This window comes from Waddliaceae bacterium (assembly GCA_018694295.1).
GTDB lineage: Bacteria > Chlamydiota > Chlamydiia > Chlamydiales > JABHNK01 > JABHNK01.
In genome coordinates, this window is sequence record JABHNK010000050.1 from 1 (window position 1) to 26,219 (window position 26,219).

Sequence of the window (26,219 nt, forward strand, 5' to 3'; positions counted from 1 at the left end):
ACAGTCCTGTAGATAGTAACGAAAATCTTTTGTCCCGTCGAGGAGAGGATTTTTGCGGATTAGCAAAAATCGCCGATGGCGGGACTCGCTTGCGAATTGCACCAGTCATAAAGCGCAGGCATTTTTGGCGTAAGCCGAAAATGAGCCCTCCTTAGAGGGCTAAGCGCTTTTTTAGCTGGTGCAATTCTTAGTAACGAAGCGACAGACGACGAGAGTGTGGCGACATGGTAAACAGGTGTCCAGAGGAAACTTCGTTTCCTTTGGCGGGGTGGTTTGGAGGGGCAGGGTCCCTCCAAAAGGCTATGCTATGACGGTGGGTTTAGCGGCCTCGCCGTAGGTTCCATCTTTGTAGAGCTTCGCCATCTCTTCGAGGGTGACGATCGGTGTTGTTGGCGCGTGGCCGGCCTGCCCGAATTGTGTCATACGCTCTTCGCAAACTTTCTGCATCGCCGCGCGTGCCGGCTTCATATATGCACGGAGGTCGAACTCTGCGGGCTTCTCGGTTAGGAGCGTACGTATCGCTCCTGTCATGGCGAGCCTGTTGTCGGTATCGACGTTTACCTTCCTGACACCAGCGGCGATGCCGCGCTGTATGGCTTCGACAGGGACGCCATAAGTTTCAGGGATGGCGCCGCCATGGGCGTTGATGATGTCGACGAGCTCTTTCGGTACCGAGCTGCTGCCGTGCATGACGAGGTGGCAGTTAGGAAGGGCTTCATGGATCTTTTCGATGAGATCGAGAGCAAGGACATCTCCGGTAGGCTTCTTCGTGAATTTGTATGCACCATGACTCGTCCCTATCGCTACGGCGAGAGCATCGACACCAGTACGCTCTACAAAGTCGATGGCTTGGTCAGGGTCCGTGAGAAGCTGGTCGAGAGTTAGCTTGCCTTCGGCGCCCTGTCCGTCTTCCGCTGCGCTTGTCAGTGTTTCTATCGATCCTATACATCCAAGCTCGCCTTCGACGGAGACGCCGAGACTGTGGGCAACGTCGACGACATAACGCGTTACAGCGACATTATATTCGTAGCTTGCAGCAGTCTTGCCGTCGGCTTCGAGAGAGCCGTCCATCATAACGCTAGTAAATCCGTTCTTTATCGCGCTGAGGCATGTATCGGCGCTGTTGCCATGGTCTTGGTGCATGACGATAGGGATCTCAGGATATACCTCAACAGCAGCAAGGATGAGGTTCCTTAAAAAGGCATCATTACTATACATCCGCGCTCCACGGCTGGCTTGTACGATGACAGGACTGTTAGTAGCACGCGCCGCTTCCATGATAGCCTGTATCTGTTCCATGTTGTTGACGTTAAGGGCACATATACCGAATTTTTTCTCGGCAGCATAGTCTAGTAAAGGTCGCATTGGTACTAAAGGCATAATATTTTCTCCTTATAATGGTTTTTTATTTCGCACACATTATGTGATACGTCTTCTAGATTAAAAGTTCAATAAGATATTAGACTTTATGCAAGATGTCATGTATAAACTTGATGATATCTATAACGACAGGAACAGTATGACAGCAGGACGTACACCAAATAAACTCATAAACGAAAAATCGCCATACCTTATGAGGCACGTCAATGATGCCGTAGAATGGTATCCATGGGGCGACGAAGCATTCTTCGTGGCACGCGAAGAGAATAAGCCAATATTCCTCTCTATTGGATACTCGACATGCCACTGGGGAACAATTACAGAAAAAACATATTTTAACGACACAGCAATAGCAGAACTTTTGAACGAGGCGTTCGTCAACGTAAAAATTGATAAAGATGAATACCCCGACGTCAGCGGCATATATTTCGAGATGTCACAGGCGATGACAGCAGGAACATCAGAATGGCCTCTTAATATGTTCCTCACGCCAAACCTTATACCCTTCTTCGCCTTCACCCAAAACGCCATAGAGTCGGGAATAGGAGCTAGAACGTTCCCGGAGTTCATCGCCGATGCTATAAAATTATGGGACAGCCCCGAAAAAGAGATCGTCGTGGAACAGTCTGAAGCGATACTATACGCCATAGCAACAACAGTACGTACCGGTGGCGACACACTTCCAGATAAAGGCGTCATCGAAGAAGCCGCCGAACAGATCATACAACTTGCCGACCCCGTCTTCGGCGGAATAAAAGGACTTCCCAAGTCACCCATAGGATACCAGGCAAACCTCATGCTAAGAGTCGGCGAACACTACGGAGAAGGACGCGCAATATTCTATGCCGATACTACCCTCGACGTCATGCGCCGCAGCGGCGTATACGACAACATAGCAGGAGGTTTCTCATGCGCTACAATAGACGAACAATGGAGAATTCCACACTTCGAGAAGATGCTATACGACAACGCCAACGCCATCTCAGCATACCTAGAAGCATGGAAGGCTACGGAAAAAGAAGAATATCGCGATGTATGTAACAAAACGATAGACTTTATACTAGAAGAAATGACTAACGACAACGGTACCTTCTTCTCGTCGTGTGACGCCGATGCCGAAGGACGCGAAGGACAATACTACACCTGGACGCCACAGGAAATTATCGACGCTATAGGACACAAAAGAGCGAAAACGTTTTGTAAATACTACAACATCACAGATAAAGGCGACTTCAACGGAAGAAGCACGCTATATGCGCAACTCTCAGAAGAAGAATATGCCGATAAACATAAGATCAATAAAGAAGAACTCGTCGACACCCTCAATGCCTCATATCCTCTACTTAAAAAAGCACGGAAATGCCGACTGCAGCCCAATAAAGACGATAAGGTTCTGACGTCATGGAACGCCCTCATGATCCACAGCATCGCAGAAGCAGGATTTGCATTAGAAAACGACGCATACCTCGACGCCGCAGAAAAAGCAGCACGGTTTATACAAAAGAATATGCAGGAAGCAGGACACCTACTACGACGCTGGCGCGACGACGAAGCAAAATACTTCGGCATTCTTAATGACTATGCTTATATGATACGCGCCGCTATAACACTATTCGAAAGCGATAGGGGAACACAGTGGCTCGAATGGGCAAGGCATATGACGAATATCCTAAGCAGGGAGTTCCGCACCGGAAACGGCTCATACTACGTCACCGATGGCCTTGACCCCGCGATAATACTACAAAGATGCCAGTATATCGACTTAGCAGAACCCTCAGGAAACGCCGTCCATACCGAAAACCTACTGCGACTATACAAGATAACAAACGACCCAATATATTTCGTCCACGCCGAAGGCATAATGCGTGGAGCTGAAACACCAATGAAACAATACCCCATAGGACACTGCTACCACCTACTCGCGCTTATGCGATACTACGACAAAAAAGCACAGACAATAATCATCGCCCTCGATAAAAAAGATACTATGAAAAAAGAAATACAACACCTGCTAGGACAACAATATCACCCACACACTACAGTAATATGGAAACGCGATAACGACGCCTTGCTTCACGATACCCGCATAACGAAAAACTTCCCAGAACTCTCAACATATAATACCATCAACAAAAAAACCTCTGTATACATATCTCAAGATGAACAATTCTCGCAACCGCTAACGACAATAGAATCTGTTACAGAAGCCTTGCATTGACAATCGGAATCGCTATATCGTGCGCGGAGCATGATAGCAACGATTAAGACGACGCCAGAAAGAAGCAGCCCAATAGATGTGCTGTTGGCTTTGTGAAAAAGCAATAACGTAGCACTTATCATAATGCCAAGAGGCTCGAAAAACGATTCGCTGATGACGCGTATATGACTCTTGACATTAGTCGGCACGCCATTGAGAAGTAACGTGAAATTGTTGTCGTTGATAGTGTACAACAATCCCTCAACGATAGAAAAACCAAAGACAGGAAGGAACATCGACGTCACACCACAAGACCTCATAATAAAAAAAGATAAAAATAATAAAGGTATAATTAGAATTCCATTGCTGACGTCAAACTTCTTGATGAAATAATTGTAAATAAAAAATCCGATGAAAATGTTTCCAATAGATACAAACATGTTTACTTCGCCGATAAAATGCGTTAAAGGCTCGCCAATGTCAATATATAATGAAGAAAAATAAACTTCAAAAGCCACCATGTAATCGTACTCCGCGATGATCTCAAGAAGCTGTATCATAATGTTCGCAGTAAGAAGCAATATCGTAAACCTCGACGACATAATAGAAAAAACAACCTCCTTAAGAGAAGGTTTCGTCGTAACACTGTCAATAACATTAACAGCACCATTGTCGGTAACATCAAGATGCGAAGTAATAAACGTTACAAGAACAACACTAGCAGATAAAAACATCACAATACAAAGAAAAAGATGGTGGATGTCAAGAAAGCCTAACGACAAAAACCAACCACCACCAATAGCGACACCACAGAAAATAGCAGTGTTGAATAGCGCGAAAAGACGCTTCGCAGCAGCAAAGGTATAATACTTGTCGACAAACGTCCAATAACACGTCAAAAGATTGATGAATAAAGCATAAGAGAAAATCTTTACAACGAACCAGAAAATAAAATCATCGCTAACAACACCGCAGATAAGAAGGAAATAACCAAAAGCATACAACACAGCACCTATACATAATGCCGCCCTGAAAATCGACGAAGAAGAATAACGGTTAAGAGCCCTCAGAAAAAATATCGCTACAATGAACATCACCAAAGCAGTGGCAATGAAAACATGAGGAAACTTCTCAGTACCAATATTCGCAATGAAAAGGGCGTCGCCAAGAATGTTGCCACAAGATGCCCCCAATGACCAAACGAAACCTAACAACGAAAAAAGAAAGGCCTTCTTTTTCTCGCCATAACGTACGTTGAAAATCCTATGAAGCAGCGCTACCATCACAAATCCTTAATAAAAATGAACAATAGTATAAAGAAGTTTGATATTTTAAGGCAAGGTTTTTATATACTAAAAGTTTGAAAGACAAAGGTTTGAGTAGAGATCTCGGAGTAGAAAGATGCCGGCACCACAGACAAAACCCTTGAGAAAAAAATGAATAAAAGTATACAACGTCTTTCTTAAGAACATAAAAAGTATTACCCATGATTGCGACCTATACTTTGCCATAGGGTTTTTGCAGTGGTACAGGTGCGAAGATGAAAGACGGGCGAATGTTAAAACATTCGCGAGGATAGAATCAAAGCAGATGTGCTGCTTCAAAAAGATATATGGTGAAGCCAAATAATAGCAAATGGGTAAATAAAAACAATAAGAAATAATAATGGTTTAAGATATTTATCTTAACATGTTTATATTTTTTGTCAGGGATTTTTAGAAAGGAAAAAGACACTGTTTCCTATAGCATCCATAGTGTCAGGCAACCTGACTCATTTTGTTCCTCGCGAATAGTTACAACTATTCGCTTGTCGCTTACTGAGCCATCTTGCCCAACTCTATGGCGCTAAAGGAAATATAGGGCGCAATCATGGGTATTAACACTATGGAACACACCACTCTTGTCATCATAGGATCAGGACCAGCAGGATATACTGCCGCAATATACGCAGCAAGGGCAGAACGATCCCCAATACTTTTCGAGGGTTTCTTCTCGGGGCCCGCAGGCGGACAGCTCATGACAACAACAGATATCGAAAACTTCCCGGGATTCCCCGAAGGTATACAAGGCCCAGAGCTTATGACGCGCTTCAAAAAACAAGCCGAACGCTTCGGAACGAAGATCCTAGCAGAAGACGTCGAAAGCGTAGACCTTAAAGCACAACCCTTCGTCATCAAAGGCAAAAAAACAACAGTGACATGCGACGCTATAATAATAGCAACAGGAGCCTCGGCAATGCGCCTCGACGTCGAAGGAACTAAAGATGGCGAATTCTGGCAGCGAGGAGTGACAGCATGCGCGACATGCGATGGCGCTATGCCAATATTCCGCGACAAAGAACTCTTCGTAATCGGCGGCGGCGATACCGCTTGCGAAGAAGCACTGTTCCTCACGCGATACGGAAAAAAAGTCTATATCGTACACCGCCGCGATGAGCTGCGCGCAACGAAAGCTATGGCGAAAAAAGTTATGGAACACCAAAATATCGAAATACTATGGGATACCGTTATAGATAAAGTCGAAGGTGACGACGTAGTAAAAAATGTAGTACTAAAAAGCACGAAAACAAAAAAAAAACATTCCCGCGACGCCGCAGGGGTTTTCTTCGCTATAGGACATAAGCCCAATGTCGACTTCCTAGAAGGACAGCTCGATATCGAAGATAACGGATACCTTAAAGTAAAAGCGGGAACATGCGAAACAAGCATCCCAGGAGTATTCGCCGCAGGAGACGTATACGACCATAAATATCGTCAGGCAGTGACGGCAGCAGGGTCAGGATGTATGGCAGCATTAGAAGTAGAACAGTGGTTGTTAAAAAAAGGATAAAACGATGAAAAAAATAGTGATGACGGCATTGATAGCACTTTGCTCAATAACAGGATACGCTACAGAATATAAGCCGTGGTTCGGGAACTTCCAAGAGTTTGAATTCCGCGCCTCATACGGATTCCAACAATATACAAAAACACACTCCGACGATGGAAGAATACGATACCCTTCGTTCGATGACTTCACAAACTTCAGCCTTACAGTCGTCCCCGATACACGATTGACGGCAGAACTCGAGATGCTCCTAAGCAGCACAAGAAGACAAAATACCGGCGTCGACAATATTAAGGTAACAACACGATATCTACAACTCAATGACATCGTCGGAGACCCCGTAAGCTTAGCATGGGGAGCGTCACTGACAATACCTACTGGCGACAGCAAACACGACGTCAGCACCTTCCACCGTGGCGATATCGATATCGAAGGACATGTCTCCGTAGGTAAAGAAATCTCCTCAGGGAAATTCTGGCTGTGCAGATACTGGGCAAATCTAGGGTATGTCTTATCAAATAGAGGAGCGCCAGGACTTCGAGGAGAACTCGCATGGGAGCGTAACTTCTTCGACGTACACCAGTGGAAATTCTTCGGAAACTTCACAAGAGGCCTCGGAGCAAGAGCTCTAGCGTTTCCATTCAATGGATACGGCTCGGTAGAAAATCGCTCTGTAGATATAGGAGCACGCTACGGATATTGCTTCGGATATAACGGCACCATCACAGCAGAATACTCGCGACGTATATACGCACGAAACGCTCCAGAACATGTCGATAGCTTCACAATAGGATACCTCACAACATTCTCACCGTTTTAAATCATTGATCATTGATAAATGCTAGCGCCACGGCAGTGGCGCTAGAATGGCAGTGACTCAACGATATCATAATATCTATACCACCAAACTTCTCGATGATGATATCGCTAACGACAACATACGGCTTGCCATTGCTGTCATTAAGGATCTCGATGTCATGCCATGAGATCCCTTGCGAAAATCCAGTACCCAAAGCCTTGACGGCAGCCTCCTTTGCAGCAAAACGCCCGGCATAGTGACCTATCCTGTCGCTGCCATAACCCTCACAATACTCGCGCTCTTTAACAGTGAAGACTTTGTCAATAAAACGCTGGCCATGCTTTTCAATGCTCGCCGCTATACGCGATATCGCGATGATGTCGTTGCCAATGCCAAGAATTTCCATAAATACCTTTTTCCTTATTTGTGATACGAAGAACCGCGATATATCTCAGCAGCACGGTATATCTGCTCTAAAAGTATAAGACGTGTCATCTGATGCGTGAACGTCATAGAAGAAAGCCTCAACATATTACACCTTTTCCTTACAACATCAGGAAGACCCTCAGGACCCCCGATAACGAAAGAAACTCGAGAGCCTCCTTCTTCGAAAGCTTTATACAATATTTTACAAAAACCCTCGCTGGTGACAACATCACCAAAAGGATCCAAAGCAAGACAAAGCTTCTCCTTGTCGACAAGACTAACAAGATGCGCGTCATCGCGAGGATATACGAACTCTATGGCAATAGCACCACTAAGACGCTTGCAATACTCGTCAAGAGCATCCTTTAACCAATGCTCCTTAGTCTTCCCAGGTGTTATTATCTTAACCTTCAACATTCCCGCCTCCTATCTCCTATCTCCTATCTCCTATCTCCTAAATCCGAACCCCAAACCCCAATTTCTACCACAGAGCCACAGAGGACACAGAGAGGAATAGGATTGGGCTAGGGGCTTCACCCCTAGAACCCCGAGGATTTTAAAAAGTTTACAGGTCACCATTCACAGTTTACCGTTCAAAAACGGGGGCCTGGGGGAGAATCCCCCAGCCATGTTCTTTTCTTCTCTGTGTCCTCTGTGTACTCTGTGGTGAAAATTCCTATTCCGAACTCCGAACTTTCATAAAATTCATTTATGAAGTATACTAAATATTAAATTTTGAGGATACAATATTATGGCATGGTTCTACTGGGATCCAGACCCCGTATTCATAACAATACCATTTATCAACCACCCAATCATGTGGTACGGCTTACTCTTCGCCACAGGATTCGCAATAGGATACCTCTTCCTCGTAAATATCTTCGCCAAAACACTACGACAACATCACAAACCTTACGAATCGAAAATCCTCGCAAGAGAAAGCGTAGATAAAATGGCGTGGTACGTCGTCGCAGGAACAATAATAGGAGCACGGCTAGGACATGTGTTCTTCTATAGCTGGCCGCTATACCGAGACAATCTTTTCGACATAATAAAAATATGGGAAGGAGGGCTCGCCAGCCACGGAGGAGCTATAGGGGTGATGATAGCACTAGTCTTTGCAGCACGCGCCGTGAAGAAAAAAATCCCAGAAGCAACGTTTTTCTTCCTGTTCGACGCCATAGTCGTACCAACAGCGCTAGTAGGAGCGTTTATCAGGATGGGAAATTTCTTCAACCAAGAGGTCATAGGAACGGAAACAAATATGCCTTGGGCTGTCGTCTTCGGAACACCCTTCGACGGTAGCACACCAATACCACGACACCCCGTGCAGCTGTACGAAGCAATGTTCTACCTCTTTACATTCATAACACTCTTTATCATATGCAAAAAATATCAAGCCCTGACAAAAAGGGGACTCCTCAGCGGGCTGTTCTTCGTAATGATCTTCGGCTTCAGATTCTTCGTAGAATTCTTTAAAGAACCAATGAGTATGCTCTTCGACGGAGAGCATTATCTCCTTATGGGACAATACCTCAGCATACCTTTCATCATTTTAGGCGCAATTCTGCTCTTTTTTGTTCACACAAAGAAAGAATCATGATATCTTATAACGCGATAATTCAACAAAACAAAGGAAAACATAATGAAAAATTATAAAATAATAAACGACCTCGATATCACCTCCGAGGAAGGAAAGAAATTAGCAGAATGGGGACGTAAAGAGATCGTTATGGCAGAGAAAGAAATGCCAGGACTTATGGCGCTACGTGAAGAATATGGCGAAAGCAAACCATTGCAAGGTTCACGTATCGCAGGATGCCTGCATATGACGATACAAACCGCCGTCCTTATCGAAACACTGAAAATCCTAGGTGCAGAAGTGCAGTGGAGCTCTTGTAATATATTCTCTACACAAGACCACGCCGCCGCAGCAATAGCAGCTACAGGGACACCAGTATATGCATGGAAAGGCGAGACAGAAGAAGAATATCTGTGGTGTATAGAACAGACTATCATGTTCGACGAAAAACCACTTAATATGATCCTAGACGATGGCGGCGACCTAACAGAATTAGTACACGATAAATACCCACAACTTCTAAAAGATATCCGCGGTATCACAGAAGAAACAACGACAGGTGTCCATACCTTAGAAGCTATGGTAGAAAAAGGAACACTAGGATGCCCAGCAATAAACGTTAACGACTCCGTAACAAAATCTAAATTCGACAACCTGTACGGATGTAGAGAATCCCTCGCCGATGGACTCAAGCGCGCTACCGATATCATGGTAGCAGGGAAAGTCGTCGTCATCGCAGGATATGGTGACGTAGGAAAAGGATGCGCACAGTCGATGCGAGGCTTCGGAGCACGAGTCCTTATCACAGAAATTGACCCCATCTGCGCATACCAGGCCGCTATGGAAGGATACGAGGTCACCACCATGGAAGATGCCGCTCCCGTCGCCGATATCTTCGTGACGGCAACAGGATGTAAAGATATCATCACAGGAAAACATCTGGACGTCATGAAAGATGAAGCAATAATATGCAATATAGGACACTTCGACCACGAAATTAACGTGGCATGGCTAGAAAATAACGAAAATATCGAAGAAATGAATATCAAACCACAAGTCGATAAGTTCATATGGAAAGATTCAAAGAAAAGCATAATACTCCTAGCAAGAGGACGACTAGTAAACCTCGGATGCGCTACAGGACACCCCTCATTCGTTATGTCAAACTCCTTCTCAAACCAGGTGCTCGCACAGATAGAGCTGTGGACGAAACATGAAGAATATGGACAAGGGCTGCACTTCCTGCCAAAAATCCTCGACGAGAAAGTTGCAAGACTGCACCTCGATAAAATAGGTGTTAAATTGACGAAACTTTCACAAGAACAATCCGAATATATCAACGTTCCAACAGAAGGACCATATAAACCTGACTACTACAGATACTAATGTCTTGTAAGAAAACTACCACAATGGTATAGTATAGCACATCTTCGGAGTATAGCGCAGCTTGGCTAGCGCAACTGCTTTGGGAGCAGTGGGTCGGGGGTTCGAATCCCTCTACTCCGACATAGAAGCCGCATGGAGTTTTCTCCAAGCGGCTTCTTTTTTGCCTATAAACCGCCAATCCGATTTTATAGCTCAAAAAAAACCCTATTTATGAGCGATAAAACGGCATTCTATCGCTCATCCTACAAAAATGGTCGAATAGGCTTCGTGCATCACCCGGACACGGCAGTGACACCTCTCGCGTTGTCGTAAAAATAAGGTTGAATCTTTACGTTTGCTATAGGAAAAACAAAGAAAAGAAGCACAATCAACGACAATGGCGACAGCTGTGCGTCCGCTGCGCGCTCTGCGCAGTGGGCGCTCTCCGTGTAACTCCGTGCCTCTCCGCGTCTCCGTGGTGGTAAAATCCTATTCCTTTCCTGTACTCTTATTCTTTTCTATCCGCTAAACGCTATCCCTATACGCTATTACTCTGTTGAGGAAACTTCTATGTATACGACATCGTTATATTCTCCGGAGAGGACGGGTTGTGTTATGGTATCGACGCTGACGGTGACATGGAAGGTGTCGCCTCCTGATGGTGTAGCTTCCGATCCAGACGCCACTGTTACTGCTTCTTCGCCTGACAGGTCTTTTATGTTGCCATCGATTTTTAGTGCGTAGGGGATCTCATCATCGACGTCGTTCTGTTTCAGTACACCGCCGTTCTCCGACTCCATCGCCACGGAATAGCTTCCGCTGCTGAGAACGAGCATATCGAACGTCAAAGACATAGGCCCTGTGATGTCGCCGAAGTCGACGTTCTGGCTGGTGTCGAGGGCATCGAAGCTGCCGCCGCTGTTTACCAGGGAGATCTGTGTCGTTGCAGGTATTATAGCAGTAAACGTTACGGAAGCGGTGTCATAGAGCTCATAAGTTTTATGTACTTTCCCTTGGTAAAGCCTCAACACGAAGGTATCGGTATAGACGCCAGCAGCGGAGGTCTGGCCGGCAGGGATTGAGATATAGTAGTCGCATTGTACGCGGGTTTTGTTGTGCTTGTCAGTGCCCTTGATGACGTCTTGGTTTTGCGAAGCTTCGGGGATTTCTTTTAAGATGTTATGATGCTGTTTCGAGTCGTAGATCTGGTATGAAAGCGTTTCTCCGCCGCACGACATAAATCTGTCGTAGTCAGAAGACTGCCCTTCGGAGAATGTTACGAAGAAGTTGTCGTCGAAACTTTCATCATATGTCACATAAAACGAGACTTTCTGCGTAACGTCGTCGATGCTGTAGGCGTCATATTCGTTGCTGTTGTTACTCCCTTCCCATGTGATATTCTCGATGTCAAGCTCTAGGTCAGGATCGGAAGAATGATGCCCATATAGAACAAAACAAAACATAACACCGATTATTATAAATAGTTTCTTCATTATTCCTCCACGGCGTTGATGGTGAGAGCACCGATATAATACTTTCCTGTAACACCCTCAGGGACGGTGATCATCGTAGGAGCTAAATCTTCGGAGATAAACTGTATCTCATAAGTTCCAGGCTTTACACCCATGACAACAAAACGCCCGGACTTGTCGGTGAAAAACTGTATAGGAGAACCTTCATCACCGGCATCAACATCGACGAAATATCCCGACTGGAAAGAGATGACTTCACCGACACCATCGACGAGAGTGCCTTTGAGGAGAGCAGAAGCATAGCGATGGATAGGTATCAAGAAGCCGCTGCTATGTCGCGGCGATAATATATACGACGACGCGCCAATGTCGGTGCCAACAGGGAGAGAACTCATGTCAATGGAAACAGTACGCATCTGATAGTCGGGTATCGACGATATCACGCCAGGGAAAATACCGGCGATGGCATTGTAGTCGTTGTCATAAGTAGGGTCGACGCCGACACTATGACCCCAAAGGCTTTTGTCGCGAGAAATTACAGCGAAACTCCCCGATATAGGCTTCCCTACGGAGAAAACTCCGTCGGCGAAAACTAGCGCCGTCCCTATCGACATCTGCGAAATGCCCGTCATCAACGACGTGTCACTGAGAGATACCGTGTTTCTATATGACCCGCGAAGTACAGCGCGACGCATGGTGTAATGGACAGAGCCCGAAATCGTCCCTTCGTCTTTATCGTCGGCAGTAGAATGGTTGTAGTTGAGTGTAGAGTTTATAGCATTGACACTCTTAGGAGAGTTGTAACGCCACGACGTACGCGATACATCGCTGTTGAAGTTCCTGTGGAAAGTTATATATTGGTTCTTGTTAGGGAATGACCAGATAAGAGTAAAAAGACAGCGCCTATCGTATTGTTCACTGTCGTTGAGCATGAAGTTGAACTGTAGCGATGTGCTGATATTGCTCCGTAACTTCCTACTCGCATTGAGAGAGATGCTATACGTGTCTTTAGCAGCACCACGGAGGAATTTGTAGTCGACACCAGCCTTCCCAGAAATACCATAGAATAACGGCCTTCCAGCAGAAGCACTGCAGGAAAAACGCGTCGTCTTGTCGGGGTCGTCGACAGTAATACGAGCAAAACGCCGAGAATAAAATGTCGTAGAAGCATTCCACGACGTCTGAGGGACACTGTCGCTAGCGTTAGAGAGGAAGTTCTTGAAAGATAGACTAACAGCACCACCAGACGTCTTCCCGAAGATATGACTGGCAGCAGTGTCGAAAGTCAGAGCGCCATATTTCATCGCGACGATGCCCTCAAAACCAAAAAGACCTTGGCCTTTGCGCGCCTGTATGTATTCTCCCAAAGTAAACGTGTCGCTGATACCATGACGATAAAAATGCGATACAAGCCAAAGACTTCCAGGATAACGATACCTGCCGTCAGTGATGACAGGCTCAGTGCCTATAGCAGTACTATGCTGAGAGATCTTCGGCGATAAAGCATTGCGCGTATACAAAAATGGTACTGGAATAATCTTCTCTCTGCCAATATTGTCGGTGATCTTGAAAATAACATCGTTAGAACCCGTCTTCGCAGGAAGGTCATAGAAATTGTGCGTTCCAGCAGAAAGATAATACGTCTCATATAATTGGTCGTTGATGAAAATCTCTACAATAGAAGGATGCTCAAGGAAAACCTCTTCGTTAAAAATAGGGTATCCTATGAAGCTCGGCTGCAACTCGAAATTCTTCGTTACAGCAATACCGCCGATGGTGATCGTCTTCTGGAAACCCTTCGTAGGGAAGGTTATGTCGCCAAAAGAAAACCTCAGCAACTTGTCGGGGATGTCGCGAGAAAGAAGCATAGGACCACGAGCCCAATGGACGTCACCACTCTCATAATAGTCGCCCTCACCATCAAAAATCCAGTCTCTTAAATTTATAGTACCGTCAAAAGCTACAGTAAAAGGCTGCCGCGAACGGCTGGTAACACTGTCAGAAGAATCAAAAGCATATCCCGTACCGGCATTTACATTGATATACGCACTGAGATCCGCAGGCTCGATGGTAGGAATGATGATAGATGGGTTGTTGTACGGCTGGACATCATGGGCGACGACCTCGCGAAGCATGGTGTCAATGGTGATGCGTAACAACGCATTGGCATTGTCGAAAACTACAACAAAACCAGTGTCATCGGCGTCTTCTACAGAAACAATGCCATCGTTGTCGGCGACAGACGAAAGACTCTCTATAGCACTACGATGAGCACGTAGATCAGCAGCCTCTACGACAGGAGCTACAGCGAAACGAGAGACGTCATCGTCGCCATAAGAAAAATATACCAACACCGTACCAGAAGGGCGTTTGTCTTCATTGAAATAAAAAGGGACAACGGCCTTTTCGGAGACGTCTTTCTCACCGAAAATACTAGTATATAATTTTCCGAAAGGTGACGATACCTTTATGTCCTCAGCAACAAGCGAAGGCGACAGCAGTAAACATAATAACAAAAAAAACGACCGCATAATTACTCATTATCATAAGAGAACTTTATGTCAAAAGCGTTTTTAGCAAAATCATCAGGAAGCGAAAGAAAAAACTTCCTCTTGGATCCCGCCAAAATGTTCTCACCGGAAATCCCCGCCAATTCCTCAGAAGAAAAATGAAGGGCCTCGACGTCAGTGTCATGGGGAGTAATGGAAAGGCTCAGCTCCCGAAGAAGAGCATGGGCAGTGCCGCGGTTCTCAAATAACAATACCATATCATCAGAACTGTCTTCATACGAAGACTCCAAAACAATGTCGGCAGAAGCATCATTGGGAACGACATATATCGACCCAACAAAACGCATAAGAAGACGTATAGAGGCCTTGCCGTCAGACTCCCGCTTCTTAAGGTCTACAGGAAGCTGCTCGGCAATAATACGATACGCACGCTCAACAGAGGACTCTTCGTTGCCCATCCACGTAACACGGACGATCTGCGTCTGCTCAGGCTGTAAAATCATCTGAGGAGGATAAATAATGAAATCTTCCTCGTTCTCAACAAAAGTGTCATTGCCGTCGACGTCAATGCTACGATCGCCAATAAAAAGACGCACCGCAGCTTTGTCGGTAGACGACGGATTGTAAACTTGGAACGACTGCGTGGCATTGTCGCCAGAACCGTCAAACGTCGCACTCATAGGACTGAACTCTATAGCATAACCAATACAAAATGATGCCATGAAAACAAAAAGACATAAAATAAAACGCATAACACTATCCTCATATATGAAAAAGGTTCAAAAAAATTCATACTAACATCATAAAAAAGAAATGTCAAATTTAATGCGGCTTAGCCGCATTTCAGTGACCAGTGAAATACGGCTACGCCGCATAGTTCAGAGTTCAGAGTTAGCTTACTGTCTCCGAACTACCAACTCCGAACTCCGAACTAATAGCCGAACTCCGAACTCCGAACTGATAACTGATAACTGGTCACTGATCACTGAAAAAGCGCTATACGCTATTACTATACGCTAAAAAAACGCTCCGATGACAGCAGCCATCAGAGCATTACAGTAGATCGTCTGTGATAATCGAACGAATTACTTGCTAGTCAAAGTAAGCGTTATCGTGTCAGTGAAATTCGGCTCCCATAAAAGATCAGCATTGGTATAACTTAACTTCAATGTGCGATTCGAAGAATCGGTGATAGCCGATTGCATGCTGATATCTTCAAGAACAGCACCACTGCCGTCATTGTAAGTAATATCAGAGCCATCGTCAGACTTGCCGATGGTCTTCTCAACGCCACCAACAGAAAGATACTTCAATGTATAACGTGCCTCCTGCTGAGCAGTGCCGTCGCCCTTGAAATTCAAATTGTTAGAAGTCGTGCACGTCAACGTAAAACCATCCTTCGCATTAGAATTGATGCTTATACGCGCTATCTCTTGACTCGAAATGCTGTCATTAAGATCAAGACTGTCATAACCCGACGTCTCGTCGATTTCAACTGTTACCGTCTCGGTAATGTTTCCTGTTATCTGTAAGCTCGCTGTTCCAGAATCAGCGAATAATGCATACGAGAGAAAGAAAAATACCGAAATAAAAATCGTATATAAATATTTCATAACATCCCCACTATAAATATAGTTTGTATTATCCCATCATCATACATACAGCATGATAAAAGGCAAAAGGATTATTTTAAACATATACACTACGCACTAACCCTTTCATATTACATTAATGTAACATGCAAAAAGCATGCCAACATCAATGATCAGTGGTCAATTATCAATTATCAATGAGCAAAGTTCGGAATTTGGAGTTTTTTTTATTGATCATTGATCATTGTTCATTGAATTAAAGCTTTGTTATGAGAGACAAAAGCTTCTTGCGATGGGAAGGATCGTCGCCACGACATATGTATCCTAAATATGACGTTTCAGCGCTCTTGATGAAAGATGAAATCACCTGTAAAGATGACGTCTGTAAAGGCTCGAGAACGTATGCGATCTTTTCCTTCAAGGAATGGTCGTTCGTTGTTATCATTACAAAAAGAGCATCATCGTTGTCTTGCGTTTTCATCGCGAAAACGGATTTATTGAGAGCATTATCTTCAATAGCTTCAATGAGCATGGTAAACAACGTCTTTATAAGATGCGGAGTCAGCAACGCACGCGCCATGATGGGCGTCAAAGAATAAAAGAAATTTTCAAGAAGAAATTCATTATACTTGCCATCTGCAGAAAGCATCTCCCTTAACGAAGACAGTAGCTCGTTCTGCTTCATTATCATGCCACCATTGTAGTCGCGGAAATCCCCGACAATACGCGACATCTCAGAAACAACAACACGACGCGCTTTTGCGACGTCAAGAGAATGGTCGCTACGTAAAAAATCACGCTTCTTAAGAGATATACTGAAAACATTTGCCTCTTTAGGATATCTCTTTCGCAACATCCCAACAGTCTTTACCCTGTCAGGAACAAATGTCATGAAAGTGTCGGAGTCCCTGAAAAGCTTCTTGATAGGGACTGAATCCTTCTTTAAAACCCTTAACATGACAATGCTAAAAGTAAAGGCGCTGCGAGATTGCTTGTCAAAGGTGATAATTACTTGAGGGATGTCGCGAAGATATCGTAACTGTGTGCTTAAAGTCATGATGTCATGCATCGTCTCTTCCTCATTATGAGGCATGAAAAGAGGGTGCATAAGCTGCTCTATGGTGTTAATAATGTCGTCAGGAAGCTCGCGACGAAGGATGCGCATATCCTCAAGAGAAAAGTCGCTCTTGTCATCTTTTGCTATCTCTAAAGACATAGTACAAAGAGTCCCTCGTTTTGCGCCGCTTTCTAAAGAAGAACCAGGGATAATGCGCGTGTTGACAAAAGAAGACCCAGAAACATGACTTACACCATGAAGATGACGCTGCACAGCACGAATAAGATGGTGGTCGCTGAAAACCTCGTTACCGTCAAGGAAGTTTATGCCCATGATGATGCTGATAACAGGAGTAACAACACCGTCAACGGTGATGTTCGCCTTGAAAACCTTTACCAAAGGATAACGCTTGTGAGAATCTTGCTCTATATAACTATAAAGAGAACGGCGAAAAAGATAGTGAGAAGCAATTATCCTGCAAATATTATGAGGACTGCGAGACTTCTTGAAATCGTCGGAACAAGATACCAAAATGTGCTGCATCTCAGTGAAAACGTCGAGATCGAAGTCGTCAGGACGCTTGTTGAGAAGGGAGGAAATGTGCTCATGGATCGATGCCGTCTTCTCGTCATAAGAAAGACCCTTTATCTCAAGAATGCGGCGTGCATGATAGTCACAACATACACCCTGGCAAATCTCCGATGAGATGATAGAAAGATTGTTGCGGATAAGAGCAAGATCCTCGGCGCTCTCAACGCGAATCTTTAGCTCTCCAACAGAATACTCACCAGATAACGCCGACGAAAAACGGAAGTCCGATGCAAAGAAAAGCATGATATTAAAACTTCTGCCAGGGATCATCCAACGGGTGACCATGTCATAGAAGAATTTAAAAGCATTGTTGCGTAAACGACATAATAAGAAAAATGAAAGCTCAAAAGGAGGCTCCAAATCAAGAGATGTCCACGAAAAATAAGGGAGATGAGAATTGAAAGATTCAAAAATATCGTCTTCGACAGAAGAATGACGGGGAAGACGCTCAATAGGAACAACACGGCCAATAGTATGAGATATGAAAGTACGACATAATGACGACAACGAAGAATCATTAGAAGATATGCATATTGGCATAATATCTTCTTCGACAGAAAGAGACTCTAATAAAGTAGGGTTGTCCATAGTATTTGTATGTAGCACGCAAAGGATATTAAAACTACTAACTTTATTGCCGAGAATAAAAACAACAGCAATTAATGTCGAGATAATAATGACACTACACACTTAAAACCAAAATGTTATAGAAATTTTTTTAAGACTTTTTCACCGCGAAAACGCTTTTTCAGTGACCAGTGATTGACTGACCTTACGCTATAGCCATTATTAAGAAGGAATTTCGGAATAGGATTTTTCACCACAGAGCCACAAAGAACACAGAGAAGAAAAGAATATGTCTGGGGGCTTCCCCCAGACCCCCTTTTTCATTGAACAATGAATAAACCCGGACACGGCAGTGCCCCCTCTCGCCGTTGTCGTAAGAATAGGACTGTATCTTTACGTTTGCTGTAGGAAAAACAAAGAAAGGAAGTACAATCAACGACAATGGCGATAGCTGTGCGTCCGCTGCGCGCGCTCTGCGCAGTGGGCGCTCTCTGTGTGCTCTGTGGCTCTGTGGTAAAAAAATCGGTAGCACGTAACATCAGTGATTTAGCTGTCCCTATCCGCTATACGCTAATACTTCATATTGTGGCGCTTCACCGCGACAACCACCACTATCTTCGATGAGAGTGCCCTCCACACCAGAAGAAAGCGCCGTGCGAAAAGAAAATACTCGAAGCGGTAGGCAATTCTTCTCTGCTAATGTTATACATCTACTATGAAGAACTTCATGCTCGCTGTTCTTGGCAATTTCAAGCGCTTCGCGATACGAAAGCTTAGCATGTAGCACGGCATCGTCATGGATATTAGGATCTTTGTCATAGATGCCGTCGACGTCTTTGAAAAATTCTACGCCATCCGCATCTAACGCTGCACCAAGAGCTACAGCGGTGGTGTCGCTGCCTCCACGGCCAAGAGTCGTGATCTCCTTGCGAAGACTCACCCCTTGAAAACCAGCAATGATGACGATCTTCTGCTTCTCAAGGTGGGGAATAAGCCTGTAAGGATTGACGTCGACAATACGAGCGTTATTATGGGCTTTTGTAGTGATAATGCCCGCCTGACTCCCAGTAAAACTTACAGCATTATGTCCCTTGGCAGATAGTGCCATGGAAAGAAGAGAACTGCTGATCCTCTCGCCAACAGTGATGAGCATGTCTTTCTCGCGGCGAGGAGGGTTGGGATGCACACGCTCGGCAAGAGAAATAAGATTGTCGGTCATAGAACCCATGGCACTGACGACGACGCCAACACGGTCGTACCCACGAGAACGCTCTATGATGATGTCGGCAATAGTAAGGAAATTGTCGGGAGATGCTAGGGAAGCACCACCGAATTTCAAAATAATGGTTTTCATCTATATCCTTTTTTTTCGTCTTGTGATATACAGTTAATCAAAACAAGTACTAAAGAGCAAAGAAATATGTTTATTATAGAAAAAACCTTTTACTGCGAAGCAGGACACTCACTAGAAAACCACGACGGTAAATGCAGAAATCCACACGGGCATTCCTATACAATAAAAATCTCCCTCAACAGCGAAAATCTCATCGCCGAAGGACCTAAAAAAAATATGGTCACAGACTTCGGCGATATCAACGCCATCGTAAAACCCATGATAGAAAAATACTTCGACCATAAATGGCTTAACGATACACTCGATACCGACGCGCCAACAGCAGAATATATGGCACAATGGATATACAACCACCTGAAACCGCATATAGTAACACTCAACGCCGTGACAGTAGCAGAAACAGCAACAGCACAAGCAACGTATTTCAATGACCAGTGATCAGTGATCAATGATCAATAAGTTCGGAGTTCGGAGTATGATTTTTTTACCACAGAGCCACAGAGGACACAGAGAAAAAAACAATTTGGCTGGGGGATGCTCCCCCAGACCCCCAAAATCCCAAAAGAAAATCCTCGGGGTCCTAGGGGTGAAGCCCCTAGCCCGCCCCATTTCTCTCTGTGTTCTCTGTGGCTCTGTGGTAAAAAATCCTATTTCTAGTTCTAAGATTTATAGTGGATATCTTTTAGCAAAGGACAAAGTTGTATGCAAAAATTCGATATAAGAAAATGGGAAGGCTTCAAAAAAGCATCCAGCAACGACATCACAATAGATTTTATCGACGACATAGTCATTGATTCACGTAGAGTCGCAACGACTAATACCATGTTCGTAGCACTAGAAGGAGAAACATACGATGGACATGATTTCGTCACCGATGCCGCACAAGCAGGAGCGCAATGCGCGATAGTAAGACAAGGATACACCACGCCAAAATCTTCGCCGCCAATAACGCTCTTTCATGTAGAAGATACCCTTAAAGCCTTCCAGGATATCGCCGCAGCATATAGAAAAAATCTGCCTACGCAATTTATAGCGATAACAGGGTCGCAAGGAAAAACCCTCGTCAAAGACCTCCTTACAGCACTACTCGCCACAACGAAAAATGTCGCCGCCTCGCCAGAAAGCTTCAATAGCCAGATAGGTGTTCCCCTAAGTATACTACGCGTGACAAGAGATCACGCCGTCGCTATAATAGAGGCAGGGATATCACAGCCAGGAGAAATGGACTCCCTCGCAACAATGATAGCGCCAACATGCGGAATAATAACGATAATAGGTGATGAACATATAGCCTCCCTAGGAACAAAAAAAACGATAGCAGAAGAGAAGATGAAACTCTTCGACAATATATCACAAGACGGATGGGTCCTTGCACCAGACGATGATAACATCACCGAAAATCATAGACAGCAGCGGCACCATTGGAACGTTGCCGACGGAAACCTTCCTCATGCAATAATGCTTACAAAAAAACACGAGCCTGTGATGAAATACCAGATGGTCTTCCCAGACGGAACATCGTTCCGAGGGTGCGTCACAGGGCATTATAAGTTTTTCCTCGATATAGTAAATATAGCCAGTAAAGCAGCGTGGCTCCTCGGCGTTCCAACAAAGAAAATATGCAAAGTCCTAAAAAAATACTCCCCAGAAGTTATGCAGGCAGAAATATGGAAAACATCCTCAGGAACTACTGTCATCAATGAACCGTATGGCTCCGACGTGCTTTCAATGCAACTGGCATTGACATATTTTGATGACACACCAGCAGGAGGAAAAAAGATCTTCGTCTTCGGAGGTATGAGACAAAACGATAACAACACAATAGTAGAAGGTAAATTACTGGGAAAAGCTATTGCCGATGCGAACGTTGACAGGCTCTTCGTCGTTGGCGATAAAGACTTCACACTATTAATCGAAAATGTAAAAAAATGCTCTCCAAAGACTGCTGTAGAAGCTTTTGCGACACAGGGAGATGCCTTTAACGCCTTGGAAGGTCTTACAAAACAAAATGATATAGTAGTAATAAAAGGACACAAAAAAATCGATGTCGTCGACGTAAGAAAAAACATCGCAAAAATGTTCGCTGATAATACTCTGAAAGTAGATCTAGGAAATATAAAAGATAATATCGAAAATATCAGAAGTGGGCTACCTAAAGATATGCGGATTATGATGATGGTTAAAGCTATGGGATATGGCACCGAGAATACCATCTTAACACGATTCCTGCAGAAAAATAATATCGATATCGTAGGAGTAGCATTCGCCGATGAAGGGATAATGCTAAGAAAAGGTGGCGTCACAGCAAATGTTTTCGTGATAAATGTCGCACAATATGATGTCAGTAAAATAATAGAATGGGAATTCGAAAGCGGTATCAGCGATATCGAAACAATACACGCTCTTAATAGCGCCGCTAAGAAAAAAAATAAAACAATGAAAGTTCATCTTAACATCGATACCGGCATGAGCAGGTTCGGATGTAGAGCAGAAGATGCTATAACACTCGCAGAAGCTATCGACGACGCAGAAAACCTTAAATTGGAAGGGTTGATGACACACTACGCTTTTGCCGACGACACTTCCAGAGACGAAGAAACAATCCATCAAACAAAAGCCTTTAAAAAAATAATAAAGAAGTGCTCAGATAAAGGAATAACTCCAGCATGGATTCATTCAGCAAACTCCAGCGCAGCGATACGATTCGATACGACACATACCAATATGGTGCGTATAGGACTCGCCGCATATGGAATGTATCCTTCAGAGGCATGTAAGGACAAGATAACGCTTAAATTATCATTGTCACTGACATCGAAAATAGCACGGATACAGACATGCTACAAAGGTGAAACAGTAAGCTATGGAGGTAGCTATACAGTACAACACAAGGAAGAAAGAATAGCAGTAATACCGCTAGGGTATTTCGACGGTATACATCGACGATATAGCGGTAAAGGCTATGCCCTCGTGCGCGGACAGAAAGCCCCTTTCGTCGGAGCAATATGTATGGATTTTATGATGCTAGATGTCACTAATATCGATAACGTAACAGTCGGCGATAGCGTGTTAATCTTCGGCGAAGATGAATATGGAAATACATTCCCAGTAGAAGACCTCGCATATTCGGGAGGTTCTATACCATACGAGCTCATAACATGCCTAGGACCACGAATACAACGCGTCTTCACATACTCAAGATAGCTAATAACTCATTGATCCGAACTCCGAATGCCGATTTTTCACCACAGAGCCACAGAGCGCACAGAGAGCGTCCACCGCGCAGAGCGCGCGCAGCGGACGCACAGCTGTCGCCATTGTCGAGGATTGTACTTTTTTTCTTTGTTTTTATTATAGCAAGCGTAAAGATATAATCTTACTTTTGCGACAACGGCGAGAGGGGACACTGCCGTGTCCGGGTTTATTCATTGTTCAATGTTCAACGAAAAAGGGGGTCTGGGGGAAATCCCCCAGCCATATTCTTTTTTTCTTTCTCTGTGTCCTCTGTGGCTCTGTGGTGAAAAATCCTACTCCGAACTCCGAATTCCGAACTTTTTCGCTAGCAAAACGACGCTATAGAATGATTCGCTAATAACATCATGAGCTTTTGTCCCGAAAAGCATCGCTAGCGTTACTAACGAAAGCGCACCTCCGCCGACAATGACGTCTGAAAGCCAATGCGCTCCGCTGAAAAGCCTAGGAAGGGCGAGAAAAACCGCTAACATCGTAGCAGGGACGCCATAACGCCAGCGTCCAATAAACCATACTATTCCCAGCCACGAAAATAATACAGCGGCATTGTCTCCAGGGAAGCTGTTCGCCGAAAAGTCTCTGATACGATGCCCAGGGAATAATTCTGTAAGGCGTATTGCCCCAGAAAGTACCGCCGTAGGACTCTGACGATGATACTCTAGACCCCACTGTATTAAAAGCTTTCCAATGACGGTAGCAAGCCCTACGAATATTGTGAGCGCTAAAAGCTGTGACATGCGATACAAAAAATCACGCCGTTTTCCAAAAAAAAGATAGTACAAATAAAAAAGATTCATCGATATGGCAATAAAAAATTTGGCGGTATGCGTGTTTAGCAGAAACCACATCTTATTCCACCACGATATATCCCCAGAAAGACTGCCGTTTAAATACTCGAAAACAGCAATGTCAATCCCATCCCAAATTTCGCGCGTGGCAGGAAGCAGCCAGCTGCCAATAAGGAAAATTGCTGCCGATAGTAAAATAAAAAATATATAACGATGCTTCATATAAATATACCTTATATTAAAAAGAACATATCATGATATTCTTAGAGAGAATTTAAACTCAAGTATCAACGCATGTTAGCCCACTGCCGCAGCTCAAAAACGGGGGCTGGGGGTTTATAGCGTATAGTAAAATCATTGATCATTGATCATTGATCATTGAAAAATGCGCCCTCCGTGGTAAAATCCTACTCCTTTCCTATCCGCTATTAAAGATTGACATTGTCAATCCCGTATGCTATACGCATTATAAAAACGGAGTAGATAATGAAATCACGAATAATATGGTGCCTTTGTATCTTCACCGCTATCTTTGCTAATAGCTTAGTCATCGCCGCTGACGAAGCTTTTGTCACGACACCACTGACACGCACCGAAAAGGATGTGATGAAAGCCCTCGGCGAACACATCACCTACAACGACGAAGGACAGAATACCGTAGGACGTATCGTCATCGACGATATGAAGGCCGGAATCAACCAGTCGACATGGATATATGTGAGGACAGCACTCGATTACTACAAAGAAGTTAAACCCGCATTCATAATACTAGAACTCAACACCCCAGGAGGAGAGGTCTTCGCTGCACAGAAAATCTCCGACGCCCTTAAAGATTTCGACACACAATACGACATACCAATAGTCGCTTTCGTTAACAACTGGGCGATATCAGCAGGGGCTATGCTAGCATATTCTTGCCGCTTCGTCGTTATAGCAAAAGATGCCGCAATGGGAGCAGCAGAGCCCGTCTTCGCCGGTGGAGAGGGTGGTATGACATCAGCGCCAGAGAAAGTTAACTCCGCGCTACGCGCAGACTTTGCCAATAGAGCAAGATTCTTCGGACGTAACGCACTATTAGCAGAAGCTATGGTTGATAAAGACGCCATCATCGTAATAAGAGACGGTATCATAATAAAACTCGATACCGTAGAACAAATGCGTACAACAGGGAAAAAACGAGACGAAATCATCAGCGCTGAAGGTAAACTCTTAACCCTTGACGCTACAGAGCTTATGGGTTATGGCGTTGCCGATATGATGGTGATGCCACAAAAACGCGAACCAATAACGCCACAAGAAAAAGACGATGGGAAGTGGCACAAAGATAAATCACCAATATTTACACATCCATACTTCTCCAATACACCAGAAAACCTCGTCGTCAACACATACGAAATGGACTGGAAAGGGAAATTCTTCGCCCTACTAGCAAGCCCTATAGTATCTTCACTGCTGTTCCTCGGACTTATGTTAGGATTCTACACGGAATTTAGAACGCCAGGGTTCGGATTCCCAGGGCTCGCAGCAATAACATGCCTATTCTTTATAGCACTCTCAAGCTACTCGCTAGAAGCAACAAACTGGCTGGAAATTATCTTCCTGATAACAGGAGCAGTATTCATCGCTCTGGAGATCTTCGTCATCCCAGGATTCGGGTTCGCAGGGATAATAGGGATATTACTATGTACTGCAGGAATCCTAAGCCTTATGCTTCCAGGGCTTAGGTCGATAACGTTCGACTTCGACTCGCAAACACTAAACGCCGCAGGACAGGCAGTATTACAAAGATTCGTCTGGCTATGCGGGACCTTCGTGGTAGGATGCGTCGCCATCGCTACCCTCAGCAAATACGTCATGCCGAAGTTCAAAGTACTAAATAGATTAGTACTACAAGGAGAAGAAACACACGAAGAAGGATTCGTAGCAGGGCTGACACCAGAAGAACTGCCACCAGTAGGAGCTATAGGAATAGTAGCAGCAACACTGCGTCCAGCAGGGAAAATAACCGTCGAAGGCGAAATATATGACGCTATGGGACAAGGAGACTTTATAAAAAAAGGAACTTCGGTTATAGTTACGGCAATAGAAGGTAGCAGACTCATCGTACAGGAGAAAAAAGAATGATAATAGGAACAATACTAATACTACTAGCAGGACTATTGCTGATATATTTCGAGTTCTACCTCCCCGGAGGGATAATGGGGCTGACAGGAGGAGTGCTTCTCTTCTCAAATATAATATACGTCGCAACGAAAAGCGATTCGATGATACACCTCTTCGCCATAATAGCAGCGACGATAGCAGGGCTCATCATTATAGTAAAACTAGCCCTCAACCGTATCAAGAAGGCAAAACCAGGCGATAGCATCTACCACGACGATGATCAAGAAGGATACTGCGCCTCAGCATACGACAAAGATATCATAGGAAAAGAAGGCGTGGCAATGTCAAACCTTAGCCC

Annotated in this window: 20 protein-coding genes and 1 tRNA gene; 10 read left to right on the forward strand and 11 right to left on the reverse strand. The window is 44.5% G+C overall.

Translation table 11 applies throughout. From position 1 onward, the window contains the following. Positions 1-300: 300 nt before the first annotated feature. Positions 301-1,380 (reverse strand): fructose-bisphosphate aldolase class II, encoded by a 1,080-nt coding sequence (locus tag HN980_05000; protein MBT6928832.1) that lies wholly within the window; start codon positions 1,378-1,380, stop codon positions 301-303. A gap of 100 nt (positions 1,381-1,480) precedes the next feature. Between HN980_05000 and HN980_05005 the strand changes: the two genes are divergently transcribed. Continuing rightward, the gene (locus tag HN980_05005; protein ID MBT6928833.1) at positions 1,481-3,598 is read left to right on the forward strand and encodes a thioredoxin domain-containing protein; all 2,118 of its coding nucleotides are present in this window, start codon (positions 1,481-1,483) and stop codon (positions 3,596-3,598) included. Here HN980_05005 and HN980_05010 read toward each other — a convergent pair. Then, on the reverse strand, positions 3,535-4,860 hold the full coding sequence (locus HN980_05010; GenBank protein MBT6928834.1) for a hypothetical protein: 1,326 nt from the start codon (positions 4,858-4,860) through the stop codon (positions 3,535-3,537). The genes HN980_05005 and HN980_05010 overlap by 64 nt on opposite strands. A gap of 601 nt (positions 4,861-5,461) precedes the next feature. Between HN980_05010 and trxB the strand changes: the two genes are divergently transcribed. Then, positions 5,462-6,406, forward strand: a complete 945-nt coding sequence (gene trxB, locus HN980_05015) for a thioredoxin-disulfide reductase (GenBank protein MBT6928835.1) — start codon at positions 5,462-5,464, stop codon at positions 6,404-6,406. Positions 6,407-6,410: 4 nt separating this feature from the next. Continuing rightward, positions 6,411-7,223 carry a hypothetical protein gene (locus HN980_05020; protein ID MBT6928836.1) on the forward strand — a complete coding sequence of 271 codons (813 nt, stop codon included), beginning with the start codon at positions 6,411-6,413 and terminating at the stop codon, positions 7,221-7,223. A gap of 1 nt (position 7,224) precedes the next feature. On the opposite strand, the gene acpS is transcribed toward HN980_05020, so the two are convergent. Both acpS and HN980_05030 read right to left on the reverse strand, forming a co-directional pair. Next, positions 7,225-7,608: a holo-ACP synthase gene (gene acpS / locus HN980_05025; protein ID MBT6928837.1), complete on the reverse strand. Its 384-nt coding sequence runs from the start codon at positions 7,606-7,608 to the stop codon at positions 7,225-7,227. A 14-nt stretch (positions 7,609-7,622) separates the two neighbouring features. Next, the gene (locus tag HN980_05030; protein MBT6928838.1) at positions 7,623-8,045 is read right to left on the reverse strand and encodes a 23S rRNA (pseudouridine(1915)-N(3))-methyltransferase RlmH; all 423 of its coding nucleotides are present in this window, start codon (positions 8,043-8,045) and stop codon (positions 7,623-7,625) included. 334 nt (positions 8,046-8,379) lie between these two features. On the opposite strand from HN980_05030, the gene lgt reads away from it, so the two are divergent. From lgt to HN980_05045, 3 genes are all read left to right on the forward strand, one after another. After that, the gene (gene lgt, locus HN980_05035) at positions 8,380-9,231 is read left to right on the forward strand and encodes a prolipoprotein diacylglyceryl transferase (GenBank protein MBT6928839.1); all 852 of its coding nucleotides are present in this window, start codon (positions 8,380-8,382) and stop codon (positions 9,229-9,231) included. 42 nt (positions 9,232-9,273) lie between these two features. Continuing rightward, positions 9,274-10,596 carry an adenosylhomocysteinase gene (locus HN980_05040; GenBank protein ID MBT6928840.1) on the forward strand — a complete coding sequence of 441 codons (1,323 nt, stop codon included), beginning with the start codon at positions 9,274-9,276 and terminating at the stop codon, positions 10,594-10,596. A gap of 45 nt (positions 10,597-10,641) precedes the next feature. After that, positions 10,642-10,716, forward strand: a tRNA-Pro gene (locus HN980_05045). A gap of 407 nt (positions 10,717-11,123) precedes the next feature. Here the strand turns inward: HN980_05045 and HN980_05050 are convergent. The 6 genes from HN980_05050 to HN980_05075 all read right to left on the reverse strand — a co-directional run bounded on the left by HN980_05050 (position 11,124) and on the right by HN980_05075 (position 19,718). Then, positions 11,124-12,068 (reverse strand): fimbrial major subunit CsuA/B family protein, encoded by a 945-nt coding sequence (locus HN980_05050; GenBank protein MBT6928841.1) that lies wholly within the window; start codon positions 12,066-12,068, stop codon positions 11,124-11,126. Further along, complete coding sequence (locus tag HN980_05055; GenBank protein ID MBT6928842.1) at positions 12,068-14,578, reverse strand: fimbria/pilus outer membrane usher protein; 2,511 nt, start codon at positions 14,576-14,578, stop codon at positions 12,068-12,070. Before HN980_05055 ends, HN980_05050 begins: the two co-directional genes overlap by 1 nt. Before the next feature lie 2 nt (positions 14,579-14,580). Continuing rightward, a complete protein-coding gene (locus HN980_05060) occupies positions 14,581-15,309 on the reverse strand; it encodes a molecular chaperone (GenBank protein MBT6928843.1) in 729 nt (242 codons plus the stop codon). Positions 15,310-15,642: 333 nt separating this feature from the next. Then, positions 15,643-16,170, reverse strand: coding sequence for a hypothetical protein (locus HN980_05065; GenBank protein ID MBT6928844.1), 528 nt, complete (start codon positions 16,168-16,170; stop codon positions 15,643-15,645). A gap of 235 nt (positions 16,171-16,405) precedes the next feature. Next, complete coding sequence (locus tag HN980_05070; GenBank protein ID MBT6928845.1) at positions 16,406-18,337, reverse strand: hypothetical protein; 1,932 nt, start codon at positions 18,335-18,337, stop codon at positions 16,406-16,408. 583 nt (positions 18,338-18,920) lie between these two features. Beyond that, positions 18,921-19,718, reverse strand: coding sequence for an aspartate kinase (locus tag HN980_05075; GenBank protein ID MBT6928846.1), 798 nt, complete (start codon positions 19,716-19,718; stop codon positions 18,921-18,923). A gap of 66 nt (positions 19,719-19,784) precedes the next feature. Between HN980_05075 and queD the strand changes: the two genes are divergently transcribed. Together queD and alr are read left to right on the forward strand one after the other, a co-directional pair. Next, complete coding sequence (queD, locus tag HN980_05080; GenBank protein MBT6928847.1) at positions 19,785-20,156, forward strand: 6-carboxytetrahydropterin synthase QueD; 372 nt, start codon at positions 19,785-19,787, stop codon at positions 20,154-20,156. Between the two features lie 264 nt (positions 20,157-20,420). Further along, a complete protein-coding gene (gene alr / locus HN980_05085; protein MBT6928848.1) occupies positions 20,421-22,922 on the forward strand; it encodes an alanine racemase in 2,502 nt (833 codons plus the stop codon). Positions 22,923-23,245: 323 nt separating this feature from the next. Here the strand turns inward: alr and HN980_05090 are convergent, their stop codons facing one another. Continuing rightward, complete coding sequence (locus tag HN980_05090; GenBank protein MBT6928849.1) at positions 23,246-23,980, reverse strand: phosphatase PAP2 family protein; 735 nt, start codon at positions 23,978-23,980, stop codon at positions 23,246-23,248. Between the two features lie 264 nt (positions 23,981-24,244). On the opposite strand from HN980_05090, the gene HN980_05095 reads away from it, so the two are divergent. Both HN980_05095 and HN980_05100 read left to right on the forward strand, forming a co-directional pair. Further along, positions 24,245-25,882, forward strand: a complete 1,638-nt coding sequence (locus HN980_05095) for a hypothetical protein (GenBank protein MBT6928850.1) — start codon at positions 24,245-24,247, stop codon at positions 25,880-25,882. Continuing rightward, the coding region (locus tag HN980_05100; GenBank protein ID MBT6928851.1) for a serine protease at positions 25,879-26,219 on the forward strand (341 nt) is incomplete at its 3' end. The genes HN980_05095 and HN980_05100, both read left to right, overlap by 4 nt.